Raw genomic sequence first — 21,694 nt, forward strand, 5'->3', positions numbered from 1 at the left:
CACGCCCCGGAAGCGCCCTGTGGCAGCGGCGACTACGCGGTCTTCTCCCGGGCCGTGAGCACCTCGGACGAGGGCTCGCCGGATTCGGCGATGCGCCGGGTGAGGCGGCGACGCACGACGTCGACGTGCTCCCGGAAGAAGTAGAGGTTCTCCGCGTAGGCCAGGGGCATGGGGATGCGGTTCACCTCGCGCTCGGCCTCATCGAGCCGCCGCAGCATCTCCTCCAGCATCTCCCGGCCCGGGCCCTCCTCGAGCTGGAGCTCGATTTCCTTCAGCCGCGCGTACCAGCGGAAGATGCGCGAGCGCACGCGCCACTGGTACAGCGCTGGCGCCACCCGGCCCAGGGGCACCAGGACGGCGATGAAGGGCACCAGCATCACCCAGAGGCGGTCCACCAGGTTGGCGGCCCAGAACGGCAGATAGCGGTGCAGGAGCGGAACGCCGGACTCGTAGTAGCGGCGCGCCTCGCTGCTGAACGGAAAGCCCGCCTCGAGCGCCGCCGGGAATTCGCCCGTGCGGTCCAGGATGCCGGCCTTGCCGTGGACCTCGCTGGCCGCGCGCATCAAGAGGTAGGCCAGCGCCGGGTGGAGCGCATCGGTGGCGACCAGGTTCGCGGTGGGCGCCAACATCACCACGTCACGGCCTGGCACGTCCGCGGCCAGGTCGAGCACGCCTCGCGGCAGCACGTGCCGGGACAGATAGGGGTAGCGGCGCACGTAGGCCTCGCCCCGCGAGAAGCTGAGGAGATTGATGTCCGGCACCCGCGCGAGCCGCTGGACGGGCGGTGACTCCGCTGGGGACACGATGAAGACAGCATCGACCTTGCCCTGCTTGAGCTGCTCGATGGCCTCGTCGCGCCCCAGGTTCAAGAGCTCCGTGGGCGCGGCGCCCACGCCGTTGGCCTCCAGCAACTTCATGGACAGGGCGCGCGTGCCACTCTCCTCGGGGCCCACGACGATGCGCTTGCCCTGCAGGGCGTTCAGGTCGTCGATGGTGGGCCCGCGGTAGAAGACCCACAACGGCACGTAGGAGAGGCTCCCCAGGGACACGACGTGCGGCGCCTTGGTGGCGTCGGACGTCCCGCTCTGGACGAAGGCCACGTCCACGCCCGAGCGCTCGTCCTCCAGCAACTTGATGCTGGTGAGCGAGCCGTCCGTGGGACGAATCTCCACCGTGACGCCGTGCTTCGCGAGAATCTCCTGATACTTGCGCGCGAAGTACCGGAAGCCGCCCTCGTCTCCAGCCGCGGCGATGACGAGCTTCTTCGGCGGCGCGGGCTTGACGAAGTAGAACGTGACGGCGAACGCGATGCTGACGATGACGAGCGCGGGGCCCAGCGTCATCCAGAGGTCCCACCGCAACGTGCGACGCAGGCGGGCCTTGAGCGAGTCCTTCTTCATGATGGGCGCGGAGTATAGACACGGCGCGCGTCAGCCACGGGGCCCGGCCGCCGGTGGGGCGGCCGGGCAGTCAGAAGGCGGTCACTCTACCCGCCTCCCGAGGGAAGGACGTCTCAGTCCCGCCGGCGCTTGGAGCGCGTTGCCTCCCAGCCCATCAACGTCTTGCTGCGCTCGTGGCGCCGGTGGTCGCGCTCCGCGGACGCACTGCGCTGACGGACCTGGTAGGCCTGCTCGCGCCGCAGCCGCTCGTAGCTGGCGAGCCGCGCCTCGGGCAGGGCCCCCGATGACACGGCCGCGCGCACCGCGCACCCGGGCTCGCGCTGGTGCTGGCAGTCCGTGAAGCGGCAGTCGGCGGCCAGCTCGAGGATGTCGGTGAACGTCTGGCCGATGCCGTCATCCTCGCCCCACAGCCCCAGCTCGCGCATGCCGGGTCCGTCGATGAGCAGTCCGCCGCCCGGGAGCACGAACAGCTCGCGGTGCGTGGTGGTGTGACGGCCCTTGTCGTCCTCGGCGCGGACCGCCTGGGTGACCAGCCGCGCCTCGCCCAGGAGCCGGTTGACCAGCGTGGACTTGCCGACACCGGAGGAGCCGAGCAGCGCCCCCGTCTTCCCGGCCGGAAGCTGCGCGCGAAGGGCCTCGACGCCCTCCCCCGTCCAGGAACTCAGCGCGAGCACGGGGACGCCTGGCGCCAGCGCCTCCACCTCGGCCACGAGTGAGTCCGCGTCCGAGCACAGGTCCGCCTTGGTGAGCACCACCACGGGCGCGGCGCCGCTGGTCCACGCCAGCGCCAATGCCCGTTCGATGCGGCGGGGATTGAAGTTGCCGTCCAGTCCCGCGACGAGGACCACGACGTCCAGGTTGGCGGCGATGAGCTGCCCGTCGCGCTCACTGCCCGCCTCTCGCCGGGCGAGCACACTGACGCGAGGCAGCACCGTGTGGAGCAGCGCCTCGCCGTCCCCATCGGGGAGCTGGAGCGCCACCCAGTCGCCGATGGTGGGCAGGGATTCGACGCCGGGGGCTTGATGGAGAAGCCGGCCCGCGGTGCGCGCCAACAGGGTGCGCGTGGCGGTCTGGACCGTGAGCAGCCCTCGATGCTGGCGCACGACGCGGCCAGGGACGAGGGACAGCGGGGACTGCGAGACGAGCGTGGAGAATGCGTGTTCGAAGGCTGGACCCCAGCCGAGGGTTTCAAGCGACATGGTTGGAAGGACTCCGGACAGAGCGGTGCCAATGGCGCACCTGGTTCTTCAGGGCTCCCCGAGGAGCGCACGGCCGCGCTGTGTCAGACCTTCGCTGCCGGCTAGGCGGCCTGCGCCCTCGAGGCGAACAGGACTTCCACCGCGTCGATCACAAGGGGCGAGTTCACGATGCCTCCAGAGGGTTTCAAGGGGCGGTGGCCACCACCGCCCGGCATGGCATGTCTATCCCGGCGCGTGGCGGCAGGGAATGGCCACGTGTGCAGAACCGCCGCCAGCGCCCGGCCGTCCAGGTAGCGCAGCGCGCCGAGCACCTGCCGCACCGGGCGAGCGCCCGCCCTGCTGGTGGGTTCCGGTGGAAACGGACACACCCCATTGTTAGGGGCAGATGTTCTCCAAGGAGCAGCCGTGTTCCGATTCGAAAACGACCGGGCGCTCATCGAATCCTTCCGCCCCAGAGACCGCCGAGTCATCGAGATGCCTTCGGGCATCACCTTCCCGCTCTTCGTGCGTGACTACCTGGCCTGGACGGAGACGTCCGGCGCGCGCGTGTACCTCATCTTCTCCGCGCCGGGCAGCCGCAAGCCCATTGGCATCATCTTCCGCCGGGACTCCCTGGGCGGCGAGCCCGTCACTCGCATGTGCGAGTGGTGCCACAGCTACGGCTCGGCTCACGAGGTGTGCCTGCTCACCACAGCGGTGGACAACAAGCGTCGCGTGGGAGTGAACCTCTGCGCCGATCTCCGGTGCAGGGAGAAGATGGAGGACGCGGCGGACCGCTCTGGCCGGCATCCGCTTGAATTTCTCGGAAAGCTCAATGAACGAATGTTTCGTTTCGCGCATGAGGCGTTGGGCATCGAGGCGCAGCCCGCCGCTTGATATCGCCGGGCAATCGGGCTTGACCGTGGCGGCATCCTTCGCTCTTTAGCGAAGTGATGCCCCCTGTCCGCCTCGTCGTTCTCGCCTCGCTGCTGGCTGCGGGGCTCGCCGCCGCCGCTCCCGTCGTGCAAGTGCCGGAGGGTGGCCGCCCCGTGGAAGTGCTGGCCCAGGGTGTCGTCTGCGGGCCGGTCCGCAACGGCTGGAGCCTGGGCCCGGATGGCCGCTCCGTGCATCCGCCCGCCAGGCCGGACGACAACACGCGCACGCAGGACCTCAAGGTCGCCGACACCCCGGCGCAGTGCGCGACCAGTGAACGAATCGTCACGGTGATTGCCACCGGGCCGCTGCCGCGCATCGACTTCTCGGGGACTTCCTTCTATCCGGACGAAGGCCGCCTGGAGCTGCGCGGCGTGGGGCTGCTGAACGTGGGCGTCGCGTGGTCGGGCAAGCCGCGCGGCGAGCCGGAGCGCCCCACCATGGAGGGGCAGGACGTCTGTCTGTCCCCCTCCAAGCCCCGGGGGCTCGCGGACTGCGCGGTGCCCGTGCCGCAGGGCCTGCCCACGGACACGTCGCTGTACTGGATTCCGCCCTACGGCCGCATCGGGCCAGACGTGAAGACCTACGACGCCCTCGGGAACCTGGTGGACCCCGAATCGCTCCGCATCCGCCCCGGCCGCACCATCCTCACCGAGCCCCTGGTGCTCTCCAACGGCATCGACGTGTCGAAGGGGCCGGGAAGCGTCCCCGTCAGCCACTCCGAGGCGATTGCCACCGCCGACTGCGGCACCGCCCGCTGCGAACCCGCCGAAGGCTTCATCTCCGTGCGCAACGTCCCGGGCGTGGATGCCACGGTGACGCTGCGCGCGCGGCTGGTGCCTCGCGTCTACTTCTCGCGGGGTGACGCGCTCGACCAGGTCATCACCACCACGCTGTCCGTGCTGGCGTGTCCACTCACGGCGGTGGAGGGCTCGGTGCTGCGTGGCGCGGAGAACTCCGCGCTCGTGGTCCGGTTGGATCCCGTCTGCGCCCATGACCCGCGCACCCTGGTGTGGACCGTCAACGGCCTGCGCGTCCGCGTGGAGCGCGTGGTGAAGCTGGCGGAGGGCACCTATGTAATGCTGCGCACGGGCGGCACGTCTGACCAGCAGGTGACCATCACCGCGCTGACGTCGCGGCAGGATGGAACGGTGGTGGCCTCGGAGACGGCGAAGACGCTGCCCCTGCCCGCGCCCCGGGCCAGCCTGGAGCTGCCTGGGCATGGCTCCATCGATTTCATCCCGACCAACCGGCCCGCCGAGGTGAGCATGGCGTCCAACGCCGGCTTGGGACGCTTCGTGCTGGAGCCCTTGCCTGGCGCCTACAGCGTCACGACGCGGGAGTCCGTCACCCTCATCCAGGGCGAGGCGGCGCCAGGCGCCTTCGTGGCGCTGCGCTTCGGCTACCGGCTCCCCACGCTGCCCGCGGAGCTGGCCACCACCGACCTGGCGATGGTGGATGAGCGATTCCAACGCGTGGTGCGCGAAGCCAGCGTGCCCGCCCGCATCGAGAACCTGGTGGAGTTCGTCTGCGCGGACAAGGACGGCAAGGACCAGAAGCTGGAGCCCAGCCGCCCCCACCGGATTCCCTACGAGATGCGCAACACCTGTCGCGTCATCGTGCACCGTCAGCGCCTGAAGCCGGAGGATGGGAACCAGGAGGTCCTGCTCCGCATCAGCGTCACGAAGCCGGATGGCTCGGTGCGCGGGGAGAGCGGCGTCGAGCAGCGGATGTTCCTGCGTCCGCAGGGAGAGCAGCGCGACATCCCCGTCCCGGGCAACCTGGGGCAGTACGACCGCATCACCGTCCAGGTCTCCCACGTGGCGGACGAGTCCCGCTACGCCTTGAGCACGACGGACCGCACCGGCCTGCCTTCCGCGCAGTGGACGGCCATCGTCACCGGTGGCCTCTTCCGGCTCTACACGACGGCCGCCATTCCCGCGGGCCTCTACCGCGCCACCGAGCCCACCGGGCAGCTCGCCATCAACTTCGGTGTCGTGTCGCGACTGGCGTTGCTGAACAACGAAGGCCAGGAGCGGCTGCTGGGAATCGAAGCGGGCTTGATGGGACTGGGGCTCGTGCCTCAGTCGGGTGACATCCAATTCCCGCCGACGCTCGCGGTTGTTTTGGGCCTGGGGCTGCGCGTTCCGATTGGACCTGGCGCTGCCGTCGGTGCGCAGGCGTGGCTGGCCTACGAGTTCCGCGGAGACATCCGACGTCGCACGGGAGGAGACCCCACGCTGGACCCGGTCGTTCCGTCGAGCAAATGGTCCTTCATCTTCGGACCGAGCATCTCTGTCGGTAACGTGGGCTTCAATCTCTGAGCGATGTTGAGTCGAACCGGTCCTCGCGAATGTCCTCTTCGCTGAGGACCGGCTCCCACTCGCCCATCCCACACACCCGAGCCGTCCGACTGAAACGGGCTGCAATGCCCCGTTCTGCTACGCCACGCTCGCCCCTCCCGCCGCCCGTGCTGCATACCGCCGTGCTGCCCCGTCCTACCCGCCGCCCGTGCTGCGTACTGCCCCGTCCTACCTGCTGCCCGTGCTGCGTACCGCCCCGTCCTACCCGCCGCCCGTGCTGCGTACCGCCCCGTCCTACCCGCCGCCCGTACCGCCCCGCACTGCCCCGTCCTACCCGCCGCCCGCACTGCCCCGTCCTACCCGCCGCCCGTACCGCCCCGTCCTACCCGCCGCCCGTACTGCCCCGTCACGCTGCTGCATCACCCCATAGCAGGGCGCGTGCCGCCGCCGATCCAAGCCCCGAGGCCAGCATTTCCAAGCACTTGGGGACATCTCCCCGGGCCAACGGGGCCAGAACCCTTTCCATCCCGGTAAGAAATCCGGTCCACCGCGGATGGAATACCGCCCCTCCGGTTCAGGGTTGCCCGGCGATGCCGCTCAAAACCAAACGTTGGTGTGTGCCATCGGAGCCAGATGACGGCTTCCGCGTCCTCATCTGCCGTTACCGGCCCCGAGGTCTGCCCAAGGCAAAGGAGACGTGGGACGCGTGGCAGAGCAACCTGGCGCCCAGCCCGGAGCTCTTCGACGCCTTCTATGGAAAGGGGCGCACACCCATCACCCTGGATGCCTACCGCGAGCGGTACCTCCAGGAAATGGCGTCGCAGCACGAAGCCATCACCGCGCTCGCCAAGCGAGTGCGGCAGGGTGAGACGGTGACCCTCCTCTGTTCAAAGGATTGCATCCTCGAACAGGTCTGCCACCGAACGATTCTGGCCGGGCTCATCGAAGCGGAAGCGGCCCGGACGCACTAGAGCGGCCCCGTCCTCGTCTGGCGCCGCCCCATCGCCGACGCCTTCTCAATCGGTCGAGCAGGCGATGCAGCTTCAACGCCTCACGGAAGTCCGGCGCCAGCCGAGTCCCTTCAGGCCTCCGGGAACGGCGGAAGCCGCGGCCGGAGCGGCGGTGAACCTACACCGTCACGCTCCAGACCGCGGCCGTTCCGTGCGGCGTGGACTACTTGTTCATCTTCTCGATGGAAGACGCCATGTTCTCGGTCGTCTTCTCCACGTTGAACTTGGTCCGGACCTGGTCCCCCTCCTTGATTTCACGCCGGAGGTGGCTGTGGATGTCCCGGTGCTTCTCGATGGGCTTCCCATCGATTTGCGTGGAGTGATTCACGCCCATCGCCACCACCGCGCCGTTCTCATCCTTGATGAAGACCTTGTCCTTCCGCAGGGCCACCACGGAGCCGCTCAGCTCCTGCTGGCCCTGCATCTGGCTGCCTTGCATGCCGCCGGACGTCTGCGAGCCGCTGCTGGGTGGCTGCTGCATCGATGGGTCCTGCGGCATCGATGGATCCTGCGGCATCGACGGCTCTTGCGAGCCCTGCGCCAGAGCCGCGCCACCCCACGCCAGACCCGCGATCATCCCCATCACCTTGAGCTTCATGACGACCCCTTTCGTCCTGGAGGGCGCACCTCGCCTCCGAAGCCAACCGTGACCATGCCCGGCGGCATTGCCATCCGGTGCCACGGTGCGACCCGCCCCTGGAACGCGCCTCCAAGCTCGTCCGTCCCTCCTCGCGGAACGAGGACCGCCGCGCCCCGTTGAAACGCAGCGGCCCCGGACGCCTGCTCAGTCCGCCCGGAGCGCCACCGCGGGGGAGACGCGTGCGGCCCGGCGCGCGGGCAGCAGCACCGCCAGGACGGCCACCGCCAACAGCACCGCCGCCACGGCCACGTACGTCAGTGGGTCCGTGGGCCGCACGCCGCTCAGCAGGTGCGTGAGGCCGCGGCTGGTGGCCGCCGCCAGCCCCAATCCAATGAGGAGCCCACACGCCGTCAGCCCCAGGTAGCGGCCGAGCACCAGCCCCAGCACCTGCGCCTGACGCGCGCCCAGCGCCATGCGGATGCCCAGCTCGCGGGTGCGCTGCAGCACCGCGTAGGCCACGACGCCATAGAGGCCCACCGCCGACAGCACCATCGCCAGCGCCGCGAAGGCCCCCGCCAGCAACAGGTAGAAGCGCAGCGGCGCCACCGTGCGGTCAACCACCGAGGCCAGCGTGCGGACACTGCCGGGCGCCAGACTCGCATCCAACGCGCGAATCTCCGCGCGAGCCGCGGGAGCCAGGTCGAGCGGCGCCCCCTTCGTCCGCAGCAGCACCACCAAGCTCGTGGTCCGCGCCTGCACGTAGGGCACGTACACCTCCGGCAGGGACGGCGCGCCAAGCCCTTCCAGCGCCATGTCGTCCACCACGCCCACCACGCGTCCGCCCATGGCACCGCTGCCCCAGTCCATGCCGGTGTCCAACGTACGCCCCAGGGGCTCTTCGCCAGGCCAGAAGCGGCGCGCCGCCGCAGCGTTGACCAGCACCGCGCGCCCACCCGCGCCCTGGTCCGCCGCCGAGATTCCCCGGCCCTGAAGCACCTTCACGCGCAGGGCCTCCAGCGCCCCGGGCGTCACGATGCGCACGCTGGCCTGCCAGGGCTCCGTCCCCTCCGGAACGGGCCGCATCGGGTCCTTCACGGGAACGGTCCACCGGGCCCCATCCAGTGGAAGCCCATTCACGGCACCAACCTGCTCCACGCCGGGCAGCGCCCGCAGCCGCTCGAGCAACGTGTCATAGAAGGCCGCGGGCGCGGCGGTGCCAAAGCCATAGTGAAGCGGCGGCAGGTCCACCTTCACCGTCAGCACGCCCTCGGGGTCGAAGCCGGGCTGGGCCCGTTGCAGGTGCACGAAGCTGCGCAGCAACAACCCCGCGCACACCAGCAGCAGCACCGCCAGCGCCGTCTCCGCCACGACGAGCACGGAGCGCGTGCGATGCCCCTGCGCGCCGCCACCCCCGCCGCCCACCACCCGCTTCAACCCACGAATCAGGTCCAGCCGCCCCGCCTGGAGCGCGGGCACCAGCCCGAACAGCAGTGTCGTCAGCACGGCCAGTCCCGCGGTGAAGGCCAGCACCGGGCCATCCAGCGATACCTCTTCGATGCGGGGAATGTCCTGAGGCCCCCACGTGGCCAGCGCATCCAGCGCCCACATCGCCACCAGCAGCCCCACGGCCGCGCCCAGCCCCGCGAGCACGCCGCACTCCACCAACAGCTCACGTGCGATGCGGCCACGGCTCGCGCCCAGGGCGATGCGCACGGAGACTTCGCCCTCACGCGAGGCTGCCCGCGCCAGGAGCAGGTGCGTGAGGTTCGCGCACGCAATGAGCAACACCAAGCCCACCGCGCCCAGCATCAACAGGAGCGACGGCCGGACGTTGCCCACCAGCACGTCGCGCAGCGGCTCCACGCGCGCATCCTTGCCCTCGTTCGTCTGGGGGTACTGCTCCGCGAGACGGTGGGCGATGGCGGAGAGCTCGGTGCGCGCGGACTCCAGCGCCACGTCCGGGCCCAGGCGGCCGTACACCTCCAGCCAGTGCGCCCCGCGCCCCTCGGGCTTCGTCATGCCCTCTTCCCAGAGCAGCGGGCTCCACAGCTCCGAGCGTGCGGGGAAGTCGAAGCCCGGCGCCATCACCCCCACCACCGTCCACGGCTCCGGAGCGCCCAGGTCCACCGAGCGCCCCAGCACGGCGGCGCTCCCGCCGAAGCGCCGCTGCCACAGCGCATGGGAAATCACCGCCACCTTCGGAGCGCCGGGCCGGACGTCATCGGGGTGAAGCGCGCGCCCCAACTGCACGCGAGCGCCCAGCATCGGGAAGAAGTCGCCCGTCACCATCCCCGCCTGCACCTTCTCCGGCGAGGTGTCCGCGCTATCCGCAGCCAGCGTCACCGCCACGGGCGCCACCGCGGACAGGCCCTTCAGCGTGCGGCTCTGCTCACGCAGGTCCATGAAGTCCAGCACGGAGGTGGGCCCCGGCCCCTGCGTCCTCAGGCTGTACACGCGCACCAGACGGGCGTCGTCGTGCATGGGCAGCGGCCGCAGCAACACGGCATTCACCACGCTGAAGATGGAGACGTTGGCGCCAATCCCAAGCGCGAGCGTGGCCACCGCGACCAGCGTGAAGGTGGGACTGCCACGAAGCCGGCGCAACGCGAAGCGGAGGTCCTGGCCAAGGGTCATCGTCATGTCCAGGACGCCCGAGCATGCCGCGTGCCACCCCCGGCGTACAGGCCATCTGGACGAAGCGAGAAGCCCGGTTGCACGGGAATGGGAATCGGAGTCCCGCATCCGGACATCCCGCGCGCATCCGCGTGTCGTTTCTCCCACCCCGTCCAGCGTCCGCGTTATCCCTCCACCATTCCCGACCGAAGGAGCCGCGATGAGCCCGCACCGAACGAACGAAGCCCTCCAGAAGCTGGGCATTCAACACCCCATCATCCAGGGCCCCTTCGGAGGCGGGCTCTCCACCGAACGGCTCGCGGCGGCGGTGTCGAACCTCGGAGGGCTGGGCTCGTATGGGGCGTATCAGCTCCCGCCCGAAGAGATTGGCCGCGTGGCGGACCGGATTCGGGCGCTGACGGACAAGCCCTTCGCGCTGAACCTCTGGGTCTCCGACCATGACGCGGGAGGAGACGCGCTCAGCCATGAGGATTTCGACCGCATCTACCGCCTCTTCGAGCCGTACTACCGCGAGCTCGGCGTGGAGAAGCCCGCCATGCCCGAGCGCTTCCACCACCGCTTCGAGGACCAGGTAGAGGCGCTGCTCGAAGCCCGTCCCCCCATCTTCAGCTTCGTGTTCGGCGTGCCCCCCGCCTCGGTCCTGGCGGAGTGCCGGCGCAAGGGCATCCTCACCTCCGGCGCGGCCACCACGCTGGCCGAAGCTGAGGCCCTGGACGCGGCGGGCGTCGACCTCATCGTGGCCACGGGCTTCGAGGCGGGCGGACACCGTCCGTCCTTCCTCGCGCGCGCCGAGGACTCGCTGATGGGGACGCTGGCCCTCACGCCGCTCGTCGCCGACCGCGTGAAGGCACCCGTCATCTCGGCGGGCGGCATCGCGGATGGCCGAGGCATTCGCGCCGCGCTCACACTGGGCGCCCAGGCCGCGCAACTGGGAACGGCGTTCCTTGCCTGCGAGGAATCGGGGACGACGGACGCCCACCGCGAGCTGCTCTTCAGCGACCGCGCGAAGCACACCACCTTGACGAGGTCCTTCACGGGCCGGCTGGCGCGAGGCATGCGCAATCGCTGGACAGAGGAGGTGGCCCATCAGCTGTCAGCGCTCGCGCCCTTCCCCATCCAGGGCTGGTTCCTGTCGAAGCTCAAGCCCGCGGCCGTCAAGGCGGGCCGCACGGACCTCGTGTCGCTCTGGGCAGGACAGGCCACGCCCAACCTGCGGCACCGGACCGTGCCCGCCCTGATGGAATCCCTCATCAAGGAACTCTCGGCTTCGTGAAGCGGCGCGCCCCCCAGCCATACGAGCGCAGAGCGCACGGCAACGGCCCGCACGCCCGGCTGGAGTCCAGGAGGACCGGCGCCACTGCATCCCGTGCCCGCACGGGGATGGCCACCGTGAGGAGATGTCCCCTGCGGGGGACTTCAAGGAGCCTCGCCCATGGCCCAATCGGACACGCCGGTCCGCCTCGACGTCTGGAGCGATTACGTCTGCCCCTTCTGCTACCTCGAGCTCCCCGTCCTCGAGCAGTTACATGCCCGGCTGGGCTCGGCGCTCGACATCCACTGGCGCGCGTTCGAGCTGCGTCCGGTGCCCGCGCGGCCGCTCGCCCCGGTGACTGAGCCCCCGCGGTCGGCCTGGGCCCGCACCGTCTACCCGTTGGCCGAGCAGCGGGGCCTGACGATGAAGCCCCCGCCGGTCCAACCGAAGAGCCGGCTGGCGCTCGAAGCCGCCGAGTTCGCCAAGGACGCCGGCGCCTTCTCCCCGTTCCATGAGGCCCTCTTCCGCGCCTTCTTCGCGGACGGCCGGGACATCGGGGACCTGCGCGTGCTGGGGGCGCTAGCGGAGGACGTGGGCATGGACCGCGAGTCCCTGACACGCGCACTGGAGGCCGGCCGGTACACCGCGCGCGTGCTCGCCGACGAGGAGGAGGCCCAACGGCTGGGCATCCGCGGCGTCCCGGCCATGCGGCTCGCGGGCAATGGGCCCGTGCTCCTGCTGAACGGCGCTCAGCCAGAAGAAACCGTTCGCGCCGCCTTCATGCGCGTCCGGCCGGGCCCCTCCCTGAGTGCCGTCCACTGAGCGCGCGGCCACCGCCGTCCTGGCGGGAGCACTTCGCGCCGAATAGGGTGCCGACATGGAGCACCGCCCGACCCTTGTCTTCGCTGATGGCGCCTGTTCAGGAAACCCTGGCCCGGGTGGCTGGGGGAGCATCATCGTCACGCCCGACGGGCTGGTGACGGAGCTGGGCGGCCACGAGCCGGAGACCACCAACAACCGGATGGAGCTGACGGCCGTGGGCAAGGCCCTGCGCCACCTGGAGCGCGCGCCGGGCCCCATCCACATCCACACGGACTCCACGTATGTGATTCAGGGCGCCACCAAGTGGGCGTTCGGCTGGAGCCGGCGCGGGTGGAAGACGGCCGAGGGCGGCGAGGTCGCCAACGCCATCTATTGGAAACGGCTGATGGCGCTCCTGGCGCAGCGCAAGGAGAACCATGCCACAGAGGCCGCCGCCGTGGCGTGGTTCTACATCCGGGGCCACGTGGGCGTTCCCGGCAACGAGCGCGTGGACGCCATCGCCGTGGCCTATTCCAAGGGGCGTGACGCGAGGCTCTACACCGGCCCGCTCCACGGCTACGGCGTGGCGGTGCACGACCTGCCGGAGGACATGTCACTGCCTCCAGAGAAGCCCAAGGAACAGCGGGAGGCCGCGGCCAAGGCGTACTCCTACCTGAGTCAGGTGGGCAGCTCCGTGAAGCGCCACGCCTCCTGGGCCGCGTGTGAGCGCCGGGTAAAAGGTGTGTCCGGCGCCCGTTTCAAGAAGACAAAGAACGCGTTGGATGAAGCCAAAGTGCTGGAGGACTGGGGCTTCAAGGGCCAGGACGTCCCGTCGGAAGACTGAGGCAGCCCCTCCAAGCCCATTGCCCCGCCGGTCCATTGCGCCTATGGGTCGGTGCCACTCCCATCCCGCGAGGACGCAGCATGGCTCAAGAGCCTCTCCATATCGCCTCGGAGTTCCCGGCCCCGTCGGTGGAAGACTGGCGCCGGCTCGTGGACAAGGACCTGAAGGGCAAGCCCTTCACCGCGCTCCAGTCGCAGCTGGAAGGCGGCCTGTCGCTCCAGCCGCTCTACACGCAGCAGGACGCCGCCGTCGCGCCGCCCGAGCCGCCCGGCGTGGCCCCCTACGTGCGCGGCACCCAGGCCCTGGGCCTGACCGAGGGTGGATGGGTGGTGTGCCAGGAGTACAGCGAGCCGGACGTGACGCAGGCCGCCGAGGCCATCCGCACGGACCTGGACCGGGGCGGCTGGGGCGTGTGGCTCCACCTGGGCGGCACGCACGGCATTCGCGTACCGGATGCCGAGGCGCTGCGGCGCCTGCTCGCCCACGCGCCACTGGACACGACGCCCGTCCACCTGGAGCCCGAGTCGGACCCGCTGGCCGCCGCCCAGCACCTGCTCCACGTCGCGGAGCAGACGGGCGTGTCCCGCGCGGCGCTGAAGGGCAGCCTCGGCGTGGATCCGCTCGGCATCCTGGCCCGCATGGGCTCGCTGCCCATGGGGCTGGATGCGACGCTGTCCCAGGCCGCGCCCCTGGTCACCTCGCTGCGTGAAGCCGCGCCCGGCCTCCGGGTGCTGCTCGTGTCCACGCGCGCCTACGCGGACGCGGGCGCCACATCGGTGCACGAGCTGGCCTGGGCCATCGCCACGGGCGTGGCGTACCTGCGCGGACTGGAGCGCGCGGGCGTCTCCCCCGACGTCGCGGCGCGCTCCGTCCAGTTCGCCATCTCCGTGGGGGGACAGTTCTTCCCAGAGATTGCCCGCCTGCGCGCGGCGAGGCTCTTGTGGTCCAAGGCCGTGGCGGCCTGTGGCGGCTCGCCGGAGGCCCAGGCCATGGTGCTGCACGCGCGCACCGCGAGCACCACGAAGACGCAGCGGGACCCGTGGGTGAACATCCTCCGCGCCACCGCGGAGTCCTTCGCCGCCGTCGTCGGTGGCGCGGACAGCGTCAGCACCTCGCCGTTCGACGAAGCCCTGGGCACGCCCGACGCGTCCGCCCGCCGGCTGGCGCGCAATACGCAGCTCATCCTGCGCGACGAGTCGAGCCTCAACCGCGTCGCCGACCCCGCGGGCGGCAGCTACTACCTGGAGCAGCTCACGCAGGACATCGCCCGCGCGGCGTGGACCGAGCTGCGGCGCATCGAGGCGCTGGGCGGCATGGAGCAAGCGCTCACGAGCGGCGACGTGGCCCGCGTGCTCGCGGAGACGCGCGCGGCGCGCGACAAGGCCGTGCGCACCCGCCGCCTGCCCATTGTCGGCGTGAGTGAGTTCCCCCACCTGGGCGAAACGCCCGTTCAGCGGGAGCCCCGCGCCGAGGCGTCCCCGGCGCCCGCGACATCGGGCCCCCTGCCGCTGCGCCCGGCGCGAGTGGCCGAACCCTTCGAGGCGCTGCGCGACGCGAGCGACCGCTACCTCGCCGCGCACGGTGCGCGCCCCAAGGCCTTCCTCGCCAGCCTGGGCACCGTGGCCGAGCACACCACCCGCTCCACGTGGACGGCCAACGTCCTGGCCGCGGGCGGTATCGAGCCGGCGGACCAGCATGGCTTCGCGGACATCGCGGACGCGGTGGCCCGCTTCCAGGCATCAGGCGCGCCGCTCGCCGTCATCTCCGGGCCAGACGCGCTGTATCCAGAATGGGTGCCCGCGTTGACGGCGGCGCTGAAGTCGAAGGGCGCGCGCGCGGTGGCCGTGGCAGGCCGGCCCGGTGACCATGAGGCCGCCTTCCGCGCGGCCGGCGTGGACGTCTTCTTCTACGCGGGAGCGGACCTGTTCGCGCTCCTGTCCTCACTGCACCAGCAGCTCGGAGTGGCCTGATGCGCCCCCACGTACCGGACTTCTCGGGCATCGACTTCGACGCCCCCGAAACGCACTCCGCCGCGCCCACGCGCGACCAGCAACTGCGTCAGGCCGGCGACGCCACGCGCAACGCCGAGCGCTGGGACACGCCCGAGGGCATCCCCGTCAAGCCGGTGTACACGCGCGAGGACATGGAGGGCGTGGAGCACCTGGGCTCGCTGCCGGGCCTGCCGCCCTTCGTGCGCGGCCCCTACTCCACCATGTACGTGCAGCAGCCGTGGACGGTGCGGCAGTACGCCGGCTTCTCCACGGCCGAGGCCTCCAACGCCTTCTACCGCCGCAACCTCGCGGCGGGGCAGAAGGGCCTGTCCATCGCCTTCGACCTCGCGACGCACCGGGGCTACGACAGCGACCATCCCCGCGTGGCGGGTGACGTGGGCATGGCGGGCGTGGCCATCGACTCCATCAAGGACATGCGCATCCTGTTCGACCGGATTCCGCTCGACCAGATGAGCGTGTCCATGACGATGAACGGGGCCGTGCTCCCGGTGCTGGCGCTCTACGTGGTCGCCGCCGAGGAGCAGGGCGTGCGCCCCGAGCAGCTCAGCGGGACCATCCAGAACGACATCCTCAAGGAGTTCATGGTCCGCAACACGTACATCTACCCGCCGGCTCCGTCGATGCGCATCATCGGCGACATCTTCCGCTTCACGGCGGAGAAGATGCCGCGCTTCAACAGCATCAGCATCAGCGGCTACCACATGCAGGAAGCCGGGGCGACGCAGAACCTGGAGCTGGGCTACACGCTGGCGGATGGCGTGGAGTACGTGCGCGCCGGACTCGCGGCGGGGCTGAGCGTGGACGCCTTCGCGCCGCGCCTGTCCTTCTTCTGGGCCATTGGCATGAACTTCTTCATGGAAGTGGCCAAGATGCGCGCCGCCCGCCTGCTCTGGGCGAAGCTCATCAAGGGCTTCTCCCCGAAGACGGACAAGAGCCTGGCGCTGCGCACCCACAGCCAGACGTCTGGCTGGAGCCTCACCGCGCAGGACGTCTTCAACAACGTCGTGCGCACCTGCGTGGAGGCCATGGCCGCCACCCAGGGCCACACGCAGAGCCTGCACACCAACTCACTGGACGAGGCCATCGCGCTGCCCACCGACTTCAGCGCGCGCATCGCCCGCAACACCCAGCTCTATCTCCAGTTGGAGAGCGGCACCACGCGCGTCATCGACCCCTGGGGTGGCAGCTACTACGTGGAGCGCCTCACGCACGAACTGGCGCACAAGGCGTGGGCCCACATCCAGGAGGTCGAGGCGCTGGGCGGCATGACGAAGGCCATCGAGGCCGGCCTGCCCAAGCTGCGCATCGAGGAGGCGGCGGCGCGCACCCAGGCGCGCATCGACTCCGGCCGCCAGGCCATCATCGGCGTGAACAAGTACCCGCCCGAGCGCGAGGACTCCATCGAGATTCTCAAGGTGGACAACTCGGCGGTGCGCGAGGCGCAGATTGCCCGGCTGCGCGAGCTGCGCGCCGAGCGCAACGCGGAGGACGTCCGCCGCAAGCTGGACGCGCTCACCGAGGCGGGACGGCGCGGCGAGGGCAACCTGCTGGCGCTGGCCATCGACGCGGCCCGCGCCAAGGCGACGGTGGGCGAAATCAGCGACGCGCTCGAGAAGGTGTTCGGGCGCTACGAGGCCACGGTGCGCAGCGTGACGGGTGTGTATTCCAGCGAAGCGGGCAAGGACGCCCAGGGAATCATCGACGCGCGCGAGAAGGCGGACGCGTTCCTCGCGCGCTTCGGCCGCCGGCCGCGCATCCTCATCGCGAAGATGGGGCAGGACGGGCATGACCGCGGCCAGAAGGTCATCGCCACCGCGTTCGCGGACCTGGGCTTCGACGTGGACATCGGTCCCCTGTTCCAGACGCCCGAGGAGTCCGCGCGGCAGGCGGTGGAGAACGACGTGCACGTCGTGGGCGCCAGCTCGCTCGCCGCCGGCCACCTGACGCTGGTGCCGCAGCTCAAGCAGGCCCTCAAGGCGCTGGGCCGCGAGGACATCATGGTCGTCGTGGGCGGCGTCATCCCCGCGCAGGACTACGACGCGCTTCGCGCCGCGGGCGCCGCGGCCATCTTCGGCCCCGGCACGGTCATCTCCAAGGCGGCCATCGAGCTGCTCGACAAGCTGGCCGCGTCGCTGGAGGAAGAGGCGTGAAGCTGCTGTCCGCGGACGCGTATGTGGACGGCGTGCGCGCGGGCGACCGCGCCATGCTCGCGCGCACCATCACCCTGGTGGAGAGCGAGCTGCCGCGCCACGCCGTGCTCGCCCAGGAAGTCCTCACGCGGCTGCTCCCCGCCACGGGCGGCAGCCGGCGCGTGGGCATCAGCGGCGTGCCCGGCGTGGGCAAGAGCACCTTCATCGACGCGCTGGGCATGCACCTGGTGAAGGCCGGCAAGCGCGTGGCGGTGCTGGCCATCGACCCATCCAGCACCGTGTCCGGCGGCAGCATCCTGGGTGACAAGACGCGCATGGCGCGGCTGTCGCGCGAGGAGGCCGCGTACATCCGCCCCAGCCCCTCCAGCGGCACCCTGGGCGGCGTGGCGCGCAAGACGCGCGAGACGCTGCTCCTGTGCGAGGCGGCGGGCTTCGACGTGGTGCTGGTGGAGACGGTGGGCGTGGGCCAGTCGGAGACGGTGGTGGCCGACCTGGTGGACTTCTATCTGGTGCTCATGCTGGCGGGCGCCGGGGACGAGCTGCAGGGCATCAAGCGCGGCATCCTCGAGGTGGCGGACATGCTCGCCATCAACAAGGCGGACGGCGACAACAAGCCGCGCGCCGAAAGGGCCCGCTCCGAGCTACGCGCCGCGTTGCACCTGATGCGGCCGGGCGCCGAGCCGGAAATCACCACCTGCAGTGCCCTGGAGGGCACCGGCATCGAGAAGCTGTGGACATCCGTCGAGACGCAGCTCGGGCGGAGCGCGGCCTCGGGTGCGACGGAGCGCCGCCGCAAGGCGCAGCAGGTGCAGTGGATGTGGTCCATGGTGCAGGACGGCCTCCGAGCGGCCCTCCGTGCGCACCCCGAGGTGTCCACACTGGTGCCCACGCTGGAGGCGGACGTGCGCGAAGGGCGTGCGACACCGACGTCGGCCGCACTGCGGGTGCTGGGCGCGTTCCTCCCTGAAACGAGGGCCTGACAGCCCGCGTCGAGGAGCGGTCAGTCACGCTCCAATCCCTTGCCTCGACACAAACGGCGCTCTTACTGTACGCGCCGTGCGAAACGTCCAGCAGACACCCGTTCCCCAGCCCTACAAGCCTCGTTTCCACGTCCGCATCGTGACGGCCGCCTCCCTGTTCGACGGGCATGACGCCGCCATCAACGTGATGCGCCGCCTCATGCAGTCCTCGGGCGCGGAAATCATCCACCTGGGGCACAACCGCTCGGTGGCTGAGATTGTCGACTGCGCCATCCAGGAGGACGTGCAGGGCATCGCCATCACGTCCTACCAGGGCGGTCACGTCGAGTTCTTCAAGTACATGATTGACCTGCTGCGCGAGCGGAAGGCCAACATCAAGGTCTTCGGCGGCGGTGGCGGCACCATCCTCCCGTCGGAGATTGAAGAGCTCCACCGCTACGGCGTCACGCGCATCTACTCGCCGGACGACGGACGGGCCATGGGCCTTCAGGGGATGATTGACGACCTCATCTCCCAGTGTGACTTCGAGAAGCGGCCGGCGGACTTCGCGCCCCTGCTCGACGCGCCCTCGATGCGCGAGCCGTCCCGGATTGCCCCGCTCATCACCATCGCGGAGAACTTCGCGTCCCAGGGCGCGGCCCTGCGCGAGGCCATGTCGCATATCCAGGCCAAGGGCCCGCGCGTGCCCATCCTGGGCATCACCGGCACCGGCGGAGCGGGCAAGTCCAGCCTCGTGGATGAGCTGGTGCGCCGCTTCCTCGCCGACTTCCCGGACAAGACGCTCGCCGTGCTGTCCGTGGACCCGTCCAAGCGCAAGTCCGGCGGCGCGCTCCTGGGCGACCGCATCCGGATGAACGCCATCGACAATCCGCGCGTGTACATGCGCTCGATGGCCACCCGCCAGAGCAACCTCGCCCTGTCCAAGCACGTGGGCGACTCCATCGAAATCTGCAAGGCCGCCGGCTTCGACCTCATCGTGGTGGAGACCTCCGGCATCGGCCAGTCCGACACTGAAATCACCGAGCACTCCGACGTGGCGCTCTACGTGATGACGGCGGAGTACGGCGCGGCGACGCAGCTCGAGAAGATCGACATGCTCGACTTCGCGGACGTCATCGCCATCAACAAGTTCGACAAGCGCGGTTCGCTGGACGCGCTGCGCGACGTGCGCAAGCAGTGGAAGCGCAACCACAACGCCTTCACCACCGCCGATGACGCGGTGCCCGTGTACGGCACCATCGCCTCGCAGTTCAACGACCCGGGGATGAACCAGCTCTACCGGGCGCTCATGGACACCATCTCCACGAAGACGGGCGCGCCGCTGAAGTCCGGCTTCGAGCTCACGCCGGGGATGAGCGAGAAGAAGTGGATCATCCCGCCCGAGCGCACGCGCTACCTGGCGGAAATCGTCGAGGCCTGTGAGTCCTATGACGGCTTCGTGAAGGCCCAGGCCGCCATCGCCCGGCGCATGTACCAGCTCCACGGCACCATCGAGGCGCTGCGCACCAACGTGGGCAGGAAGCGCCTGGAAATCGTCGAGCCCAAGGACCCCTCGGACACGGTGCAGGTCACCGAGCGCGTCGAGGGCGAGCCCGCCTACCTGAGCGAGCTGGTGGAGCTGTACAAGGATTTGGAGTCGCGGCTCCACGCCGACTGCCGCCGGCTGCTGGCCGAGTGGCCCGCGACGAAGCGCCGCTACGCCGCGTCCAAGTACCAGTTCCAGGTCCGCGACAAGGTCATCGAGCTGGACCTGTACGCGGAGACGCTCTCCCACCTGCGCATCCCCAAGATTGCCCTCCCCCGGTACGAAGACTGGGGTGACATCCTCACCTGGCTGCTGCGGGAGAATGCGCCGGGCGCCTTCCCCTTCACCGCGGGCGTCTTCCCGCTCAAGCGCGAGGGCGAGGACCCCGCGCGCATGTTCGCCGGAGAGGGCGGCCCGGAGCGCACCAACAAGCGCTTCCACTACGTGTCGCGGGGCCTGCCCGCCAAGCGCCTGTCCACGGCCTTCGACTCGGTGACGCTGTACGGCGAGGACCCGGACCACCGGCCGGACATCTACGGCAAGGTGGGCAACTCGGGCGTGTCCATCGCCAACGTGGACGACGCGAAGAAGCTCTACTCCGGCTTCGACCTGGCGGACCCGTCCACGTCCGTGTCCATGACCATCAACGGCCCCGCGCCGATGCTGCTCGGGTTCTTCCTCAACGCCGCGGTGGACCAGCAGTGCGAGAAGTGGATTCGCGAGAACGGCAAGGTCGACGAGGTCGAGAAGAAGATAGATGCCCTCTACCGCGAGCGCGGCCTGCCGCGGCCCCGCTACCAGGGCGACCTGCCGCAGGGCAACGACGGGCTGGGCCTGCTGCTGCTCGGCGTGTCCGGCGACGAGGTGCTCCCGCGCGACGTCTACGAGCGCATCCGCGCGAAGACGCTCCAGTCAGTGCGCGGCACCGTGCAGGCGGACATCCTGAAGGAGGACCAGGCGCAGAACACCTGCATCTTCTCCACGGAGTTCGCCCTGCGGGTGATGGGCGACATCCAGCAGTACTTCATCGACCAGAAGGTGCGGAACTTCTACTCGGTGTCGATTTCCGGCTACCACATCGCGGAAGCCGGGGCGAACCCCATCTCCCAGCTGGCCTTCACGCTGGCCAACGGCTTCACCTTCGTCGAGTACTACCTGTCGCGGGGCATGGACATCGACGACTTCGCGCCCAACCTCTCGTTCTTCTTCTCGAACGGAATGGACCCGGAGTACGCCGTGCTGGGCCGCGTGGCGCGCCGCATCTGGGCCAAGGCCATCCGGGACAAGTACGGCGGCAATGACCGCTCGCAGAAGCTGAAGTACCACATCCAGACGTCTGGCCGGAGCCTGCACGCGCAGGAGATTGCCTTCAACGACATCCGGACCACGCTGCAGGCGTTGCTCGCGCTCAACGACAACTGCAACTCGTTGCACACCAACGCCTATGACGAGGCCATCACCACGCCCACCGAGGAGAGCGTGCGCCGCGCGCTCGCCATCCAGTTGGTCATCAACAAGGAGTTCGGCCTCTCCAAGAACGAAAACCCCAGCCAGGGTGCGTTCATCATCGAAGAGCTGACCGACCTGGTGGAGGCGGCGGTGCTGGCGGAGTTCCGCGCCATCTCCGAGCGCGGCGGCGTGCTGGGCGCCATGGAGCGCATGTACCAGCGCTCCAAGATTCAGGAAGAGTCCCTCTACTACGAGACGCTGAAGCACGACGGGACGCTGCCCATCGTCGGGGTGAATACCTTCCTGGACCCCAAGGGCTCTCCGACGGTGACACCGCCCGAGGTCATCCGCGCGACGACGGAGGAGAAGAACTACGCCATCACCTCGCGCGACGCCTTCTGGAAGCGGAACGAGGCGACGGCGCCCAAGGCCCTGGAGGCCGTGCGCCGCGCGGCGCTGGACAACGGCAACATCTTCGCCGCGCTGATGGACGCCTGTAAGGTCTGCACGCTCGGCCAGCTCTCCCGCGCGCTGTACGAGGTGGGCGGGCAGTACCGGCGCAACATGTAACGCTGACGCCGCGTCCCCAGCCGGGCGGACGCGGCGATGAGACTCACGGGCCGAGGCGCTTGCCGCGCCTCGG

Annotated in this window: 14 protein-coding genes; 10 read left to right on the plus strand and 4 right to left on the minus strand. The window is 70.0% G+C overall.

The annotated features are described in order from the left end of the window. Positions 1-32 precede the first annotated feature (32 nt). A complete protein-coding gene (locus BLU09_RS13045; RefSeq protein WP_090489758.1) occupies positions 33-1,400 on the minus strand; it encodes a TAXI family TRAP transporter solute-binding subunit in 1,368 nt (455 codons plus the stop codon). Between the two features lie 113 nt (positions 1,401-1,513). Continuing rightward, positions 1,514-2,599, minus strand: coding sequence for a ribosome small subunit-dependent GTPase A (gene rsgA, locus BLU09_RS13050; RefSeq protein WP_090489760.1), 1,086 nt, complete (start codon positions 2,597-2,599; stop codon positions 1,514-1,516). Between the two features lie 405 nt (positions 2,600-3,004). Here rsgA and BLU09_RS13060 point away from each other — a divergent pair, with 405 nt between their 5' ends. The 3 genes from BLU09_RS13060 to BLU09_RS13070 all read left to right on the plus strand — a co-directional run bounded on the left by BLU09_RS13060 (position 3,005) and on the right by BLU09_RS13070 (position 6,785). After that, complete coding sequence (locus BLU09_RS13060) at positions 3,005-3,475, plus strand: FBP domain-containing protein (RefSeq protein ID WP_090489764.1); 471 nt, start codon at positions 3,005-3,007, stop codon at positions 3,473-3,475. 56 nt (positions 3,476-3,531) lie between these two features. Beyond that, on the plus strand, positions 3,532-5,835 hold the full coding sequence (locus BLU09_RS13065) for a hypothetical protein (RefSeq protein ID WP_186817848.1): 2,304 nt from the start codon (positions 3,532-3,534) through the stop codon (positions 5,833-5,835). Between the two features lie 569 nt (positions 5,836-6,404). Continuing rightward, on the plus strand, positions 6,405-6,785 hold the full coding sequence (locus BLU09_RS13070) for a DUF488 domain-containing protein (RefSeq protein WP_090489768.1): 381 nt from the start codon (positions 6,405-6,407) through the stop codon (positions 6,783-6,785). A 202-nt stretch (positions 6,786-6,987) separates the two neighbouring features. Here BLU09_RS13070 and BLU09_RS13075 read toward each other — a convergent pair whose 3' ends face one another. Continuing rightward, entirely contained in the window at positions 6,988-7,422 is a 435-nt protein-coding gene (locus BLU09_RS13075; protein ID WP_090489770.1) for a hypothetical protein, read from the minus strand. Positions 7,423-7,608: 186 nt separating this feature from the next. Further along, positions 7,609-10,044, minus strand: coding sequence for an ABC transporter permease (locus BLU09_RS13080; RefSeq protein ID WP_244171674.1), 2,436 nt, complete (start codon positions 10,042-10,044; stop codon positions 7,609-7,611). 193 nt (positions 10,045-10,237) lie between these two features. Here BLU09_RS13080 and BLU09_RS13085 point away from each other — a divergent pair, with 193 nt between their 5' ends. The 7 genes from BLU09_RS13085 to BLU09_RS13115 all read left to right on the plus strand — a co-directional run bounded on the left by BLU09_RS13085 (position 10,238) and on the right by BLU09_RS13115 (position 21,621). Then, positions 10,238-11,311, plus strand: a complete 1,074-nt coding sequence (locus BLU09_RS13085) for an NAD(P)H-dependent flavin oxidoreductase (protein ID WP_090489774.1) — start codon at positions 10,238-10,240, stop codon at positions 11,309-11,311. Between the two features lie 159 nt (positions 11,312-11,470). Further along, on the plus strand, positions 11,471-12,112 hold the full coding sequence (locus BLU09_RS13090; RefSeq protein WP_090489776.1) for a DsbA family oxidoreductase: 642 nt from the start codon (positions 11,471-11,473) through the stop codon (positions 12,110-12,112). 55 nt (positions 12,113-12,167) lie between these two features. Continuing rightward, positions 12,168-12,935, plus strand: coding sequence for an RNase H family protein (locus BLU09_RS13095; protein ID WP_090489778.1), 768 nt, complete (start codon positions 12,168-12,170; stop codon positions 12,933-12,935). Positions 12,936-13,015: 80 nt separating this feature from the next. Then, entirely contained in the window at positions 13,016-14,905 is a 1,890-nt protein-coding gene (locus BLU09_RS13100) for a methylmalonyl-CoA mutase family protein (protein ID WP_090489780.1), read from the plus strand. Then, on the plus strand, positions 14,905-17,097 hold the full coding sequence (gene scpA / locus BLU09_RS13105; protein WP_090489782.1) for a methylmalonyl-CoA mutase: 2,193 nt from the start codon (positions 14,905-14,907) through the stop codon (positions 17,095-17,097). Before BLU09_RS13100 ends, scpA begins: the two co-directional genes overlap by 1 nt. Further along, on the plus strand, positions 17,094-18,077 hold the full coding sequence (gene meaB / locus BLU09_RS13110; RefSeq protein WP_090489784.1) for a methylmalonyl Co-A mutase-associated GTPase MeaB: 984 nt from the start codon (positions 17,094-17,096) through the stop codon (positions 18,075-18,077). The genes scpA and meaB overlap by 4 nt, the downstream gene beginning before the upstream one ends. Positions 18,078-18,153: 76 nt before the next feature. Beyond that, entirely contained in the window at positions 18,154-21,621 is a 3,468-nt protein-coding gene (locus BLU09_RS13115) for a methylmalonyl-CoA mutase family protein (RefSeq protein ID WP_090489786.1), read from the plus strand. Positions 21,622-21,694: the final 73 nt, after the last annotated feature.

Origin of the sequence: Myxococcus virescens (genome assembly GCF_900101905.1) — a bacterium.
GTDB classification, from domain to species: Bacteria; Myxococcota; Myxococcia; order Myxococcales; family Myxococcaceae; genus Myxococcus; species Myxococcus virescens.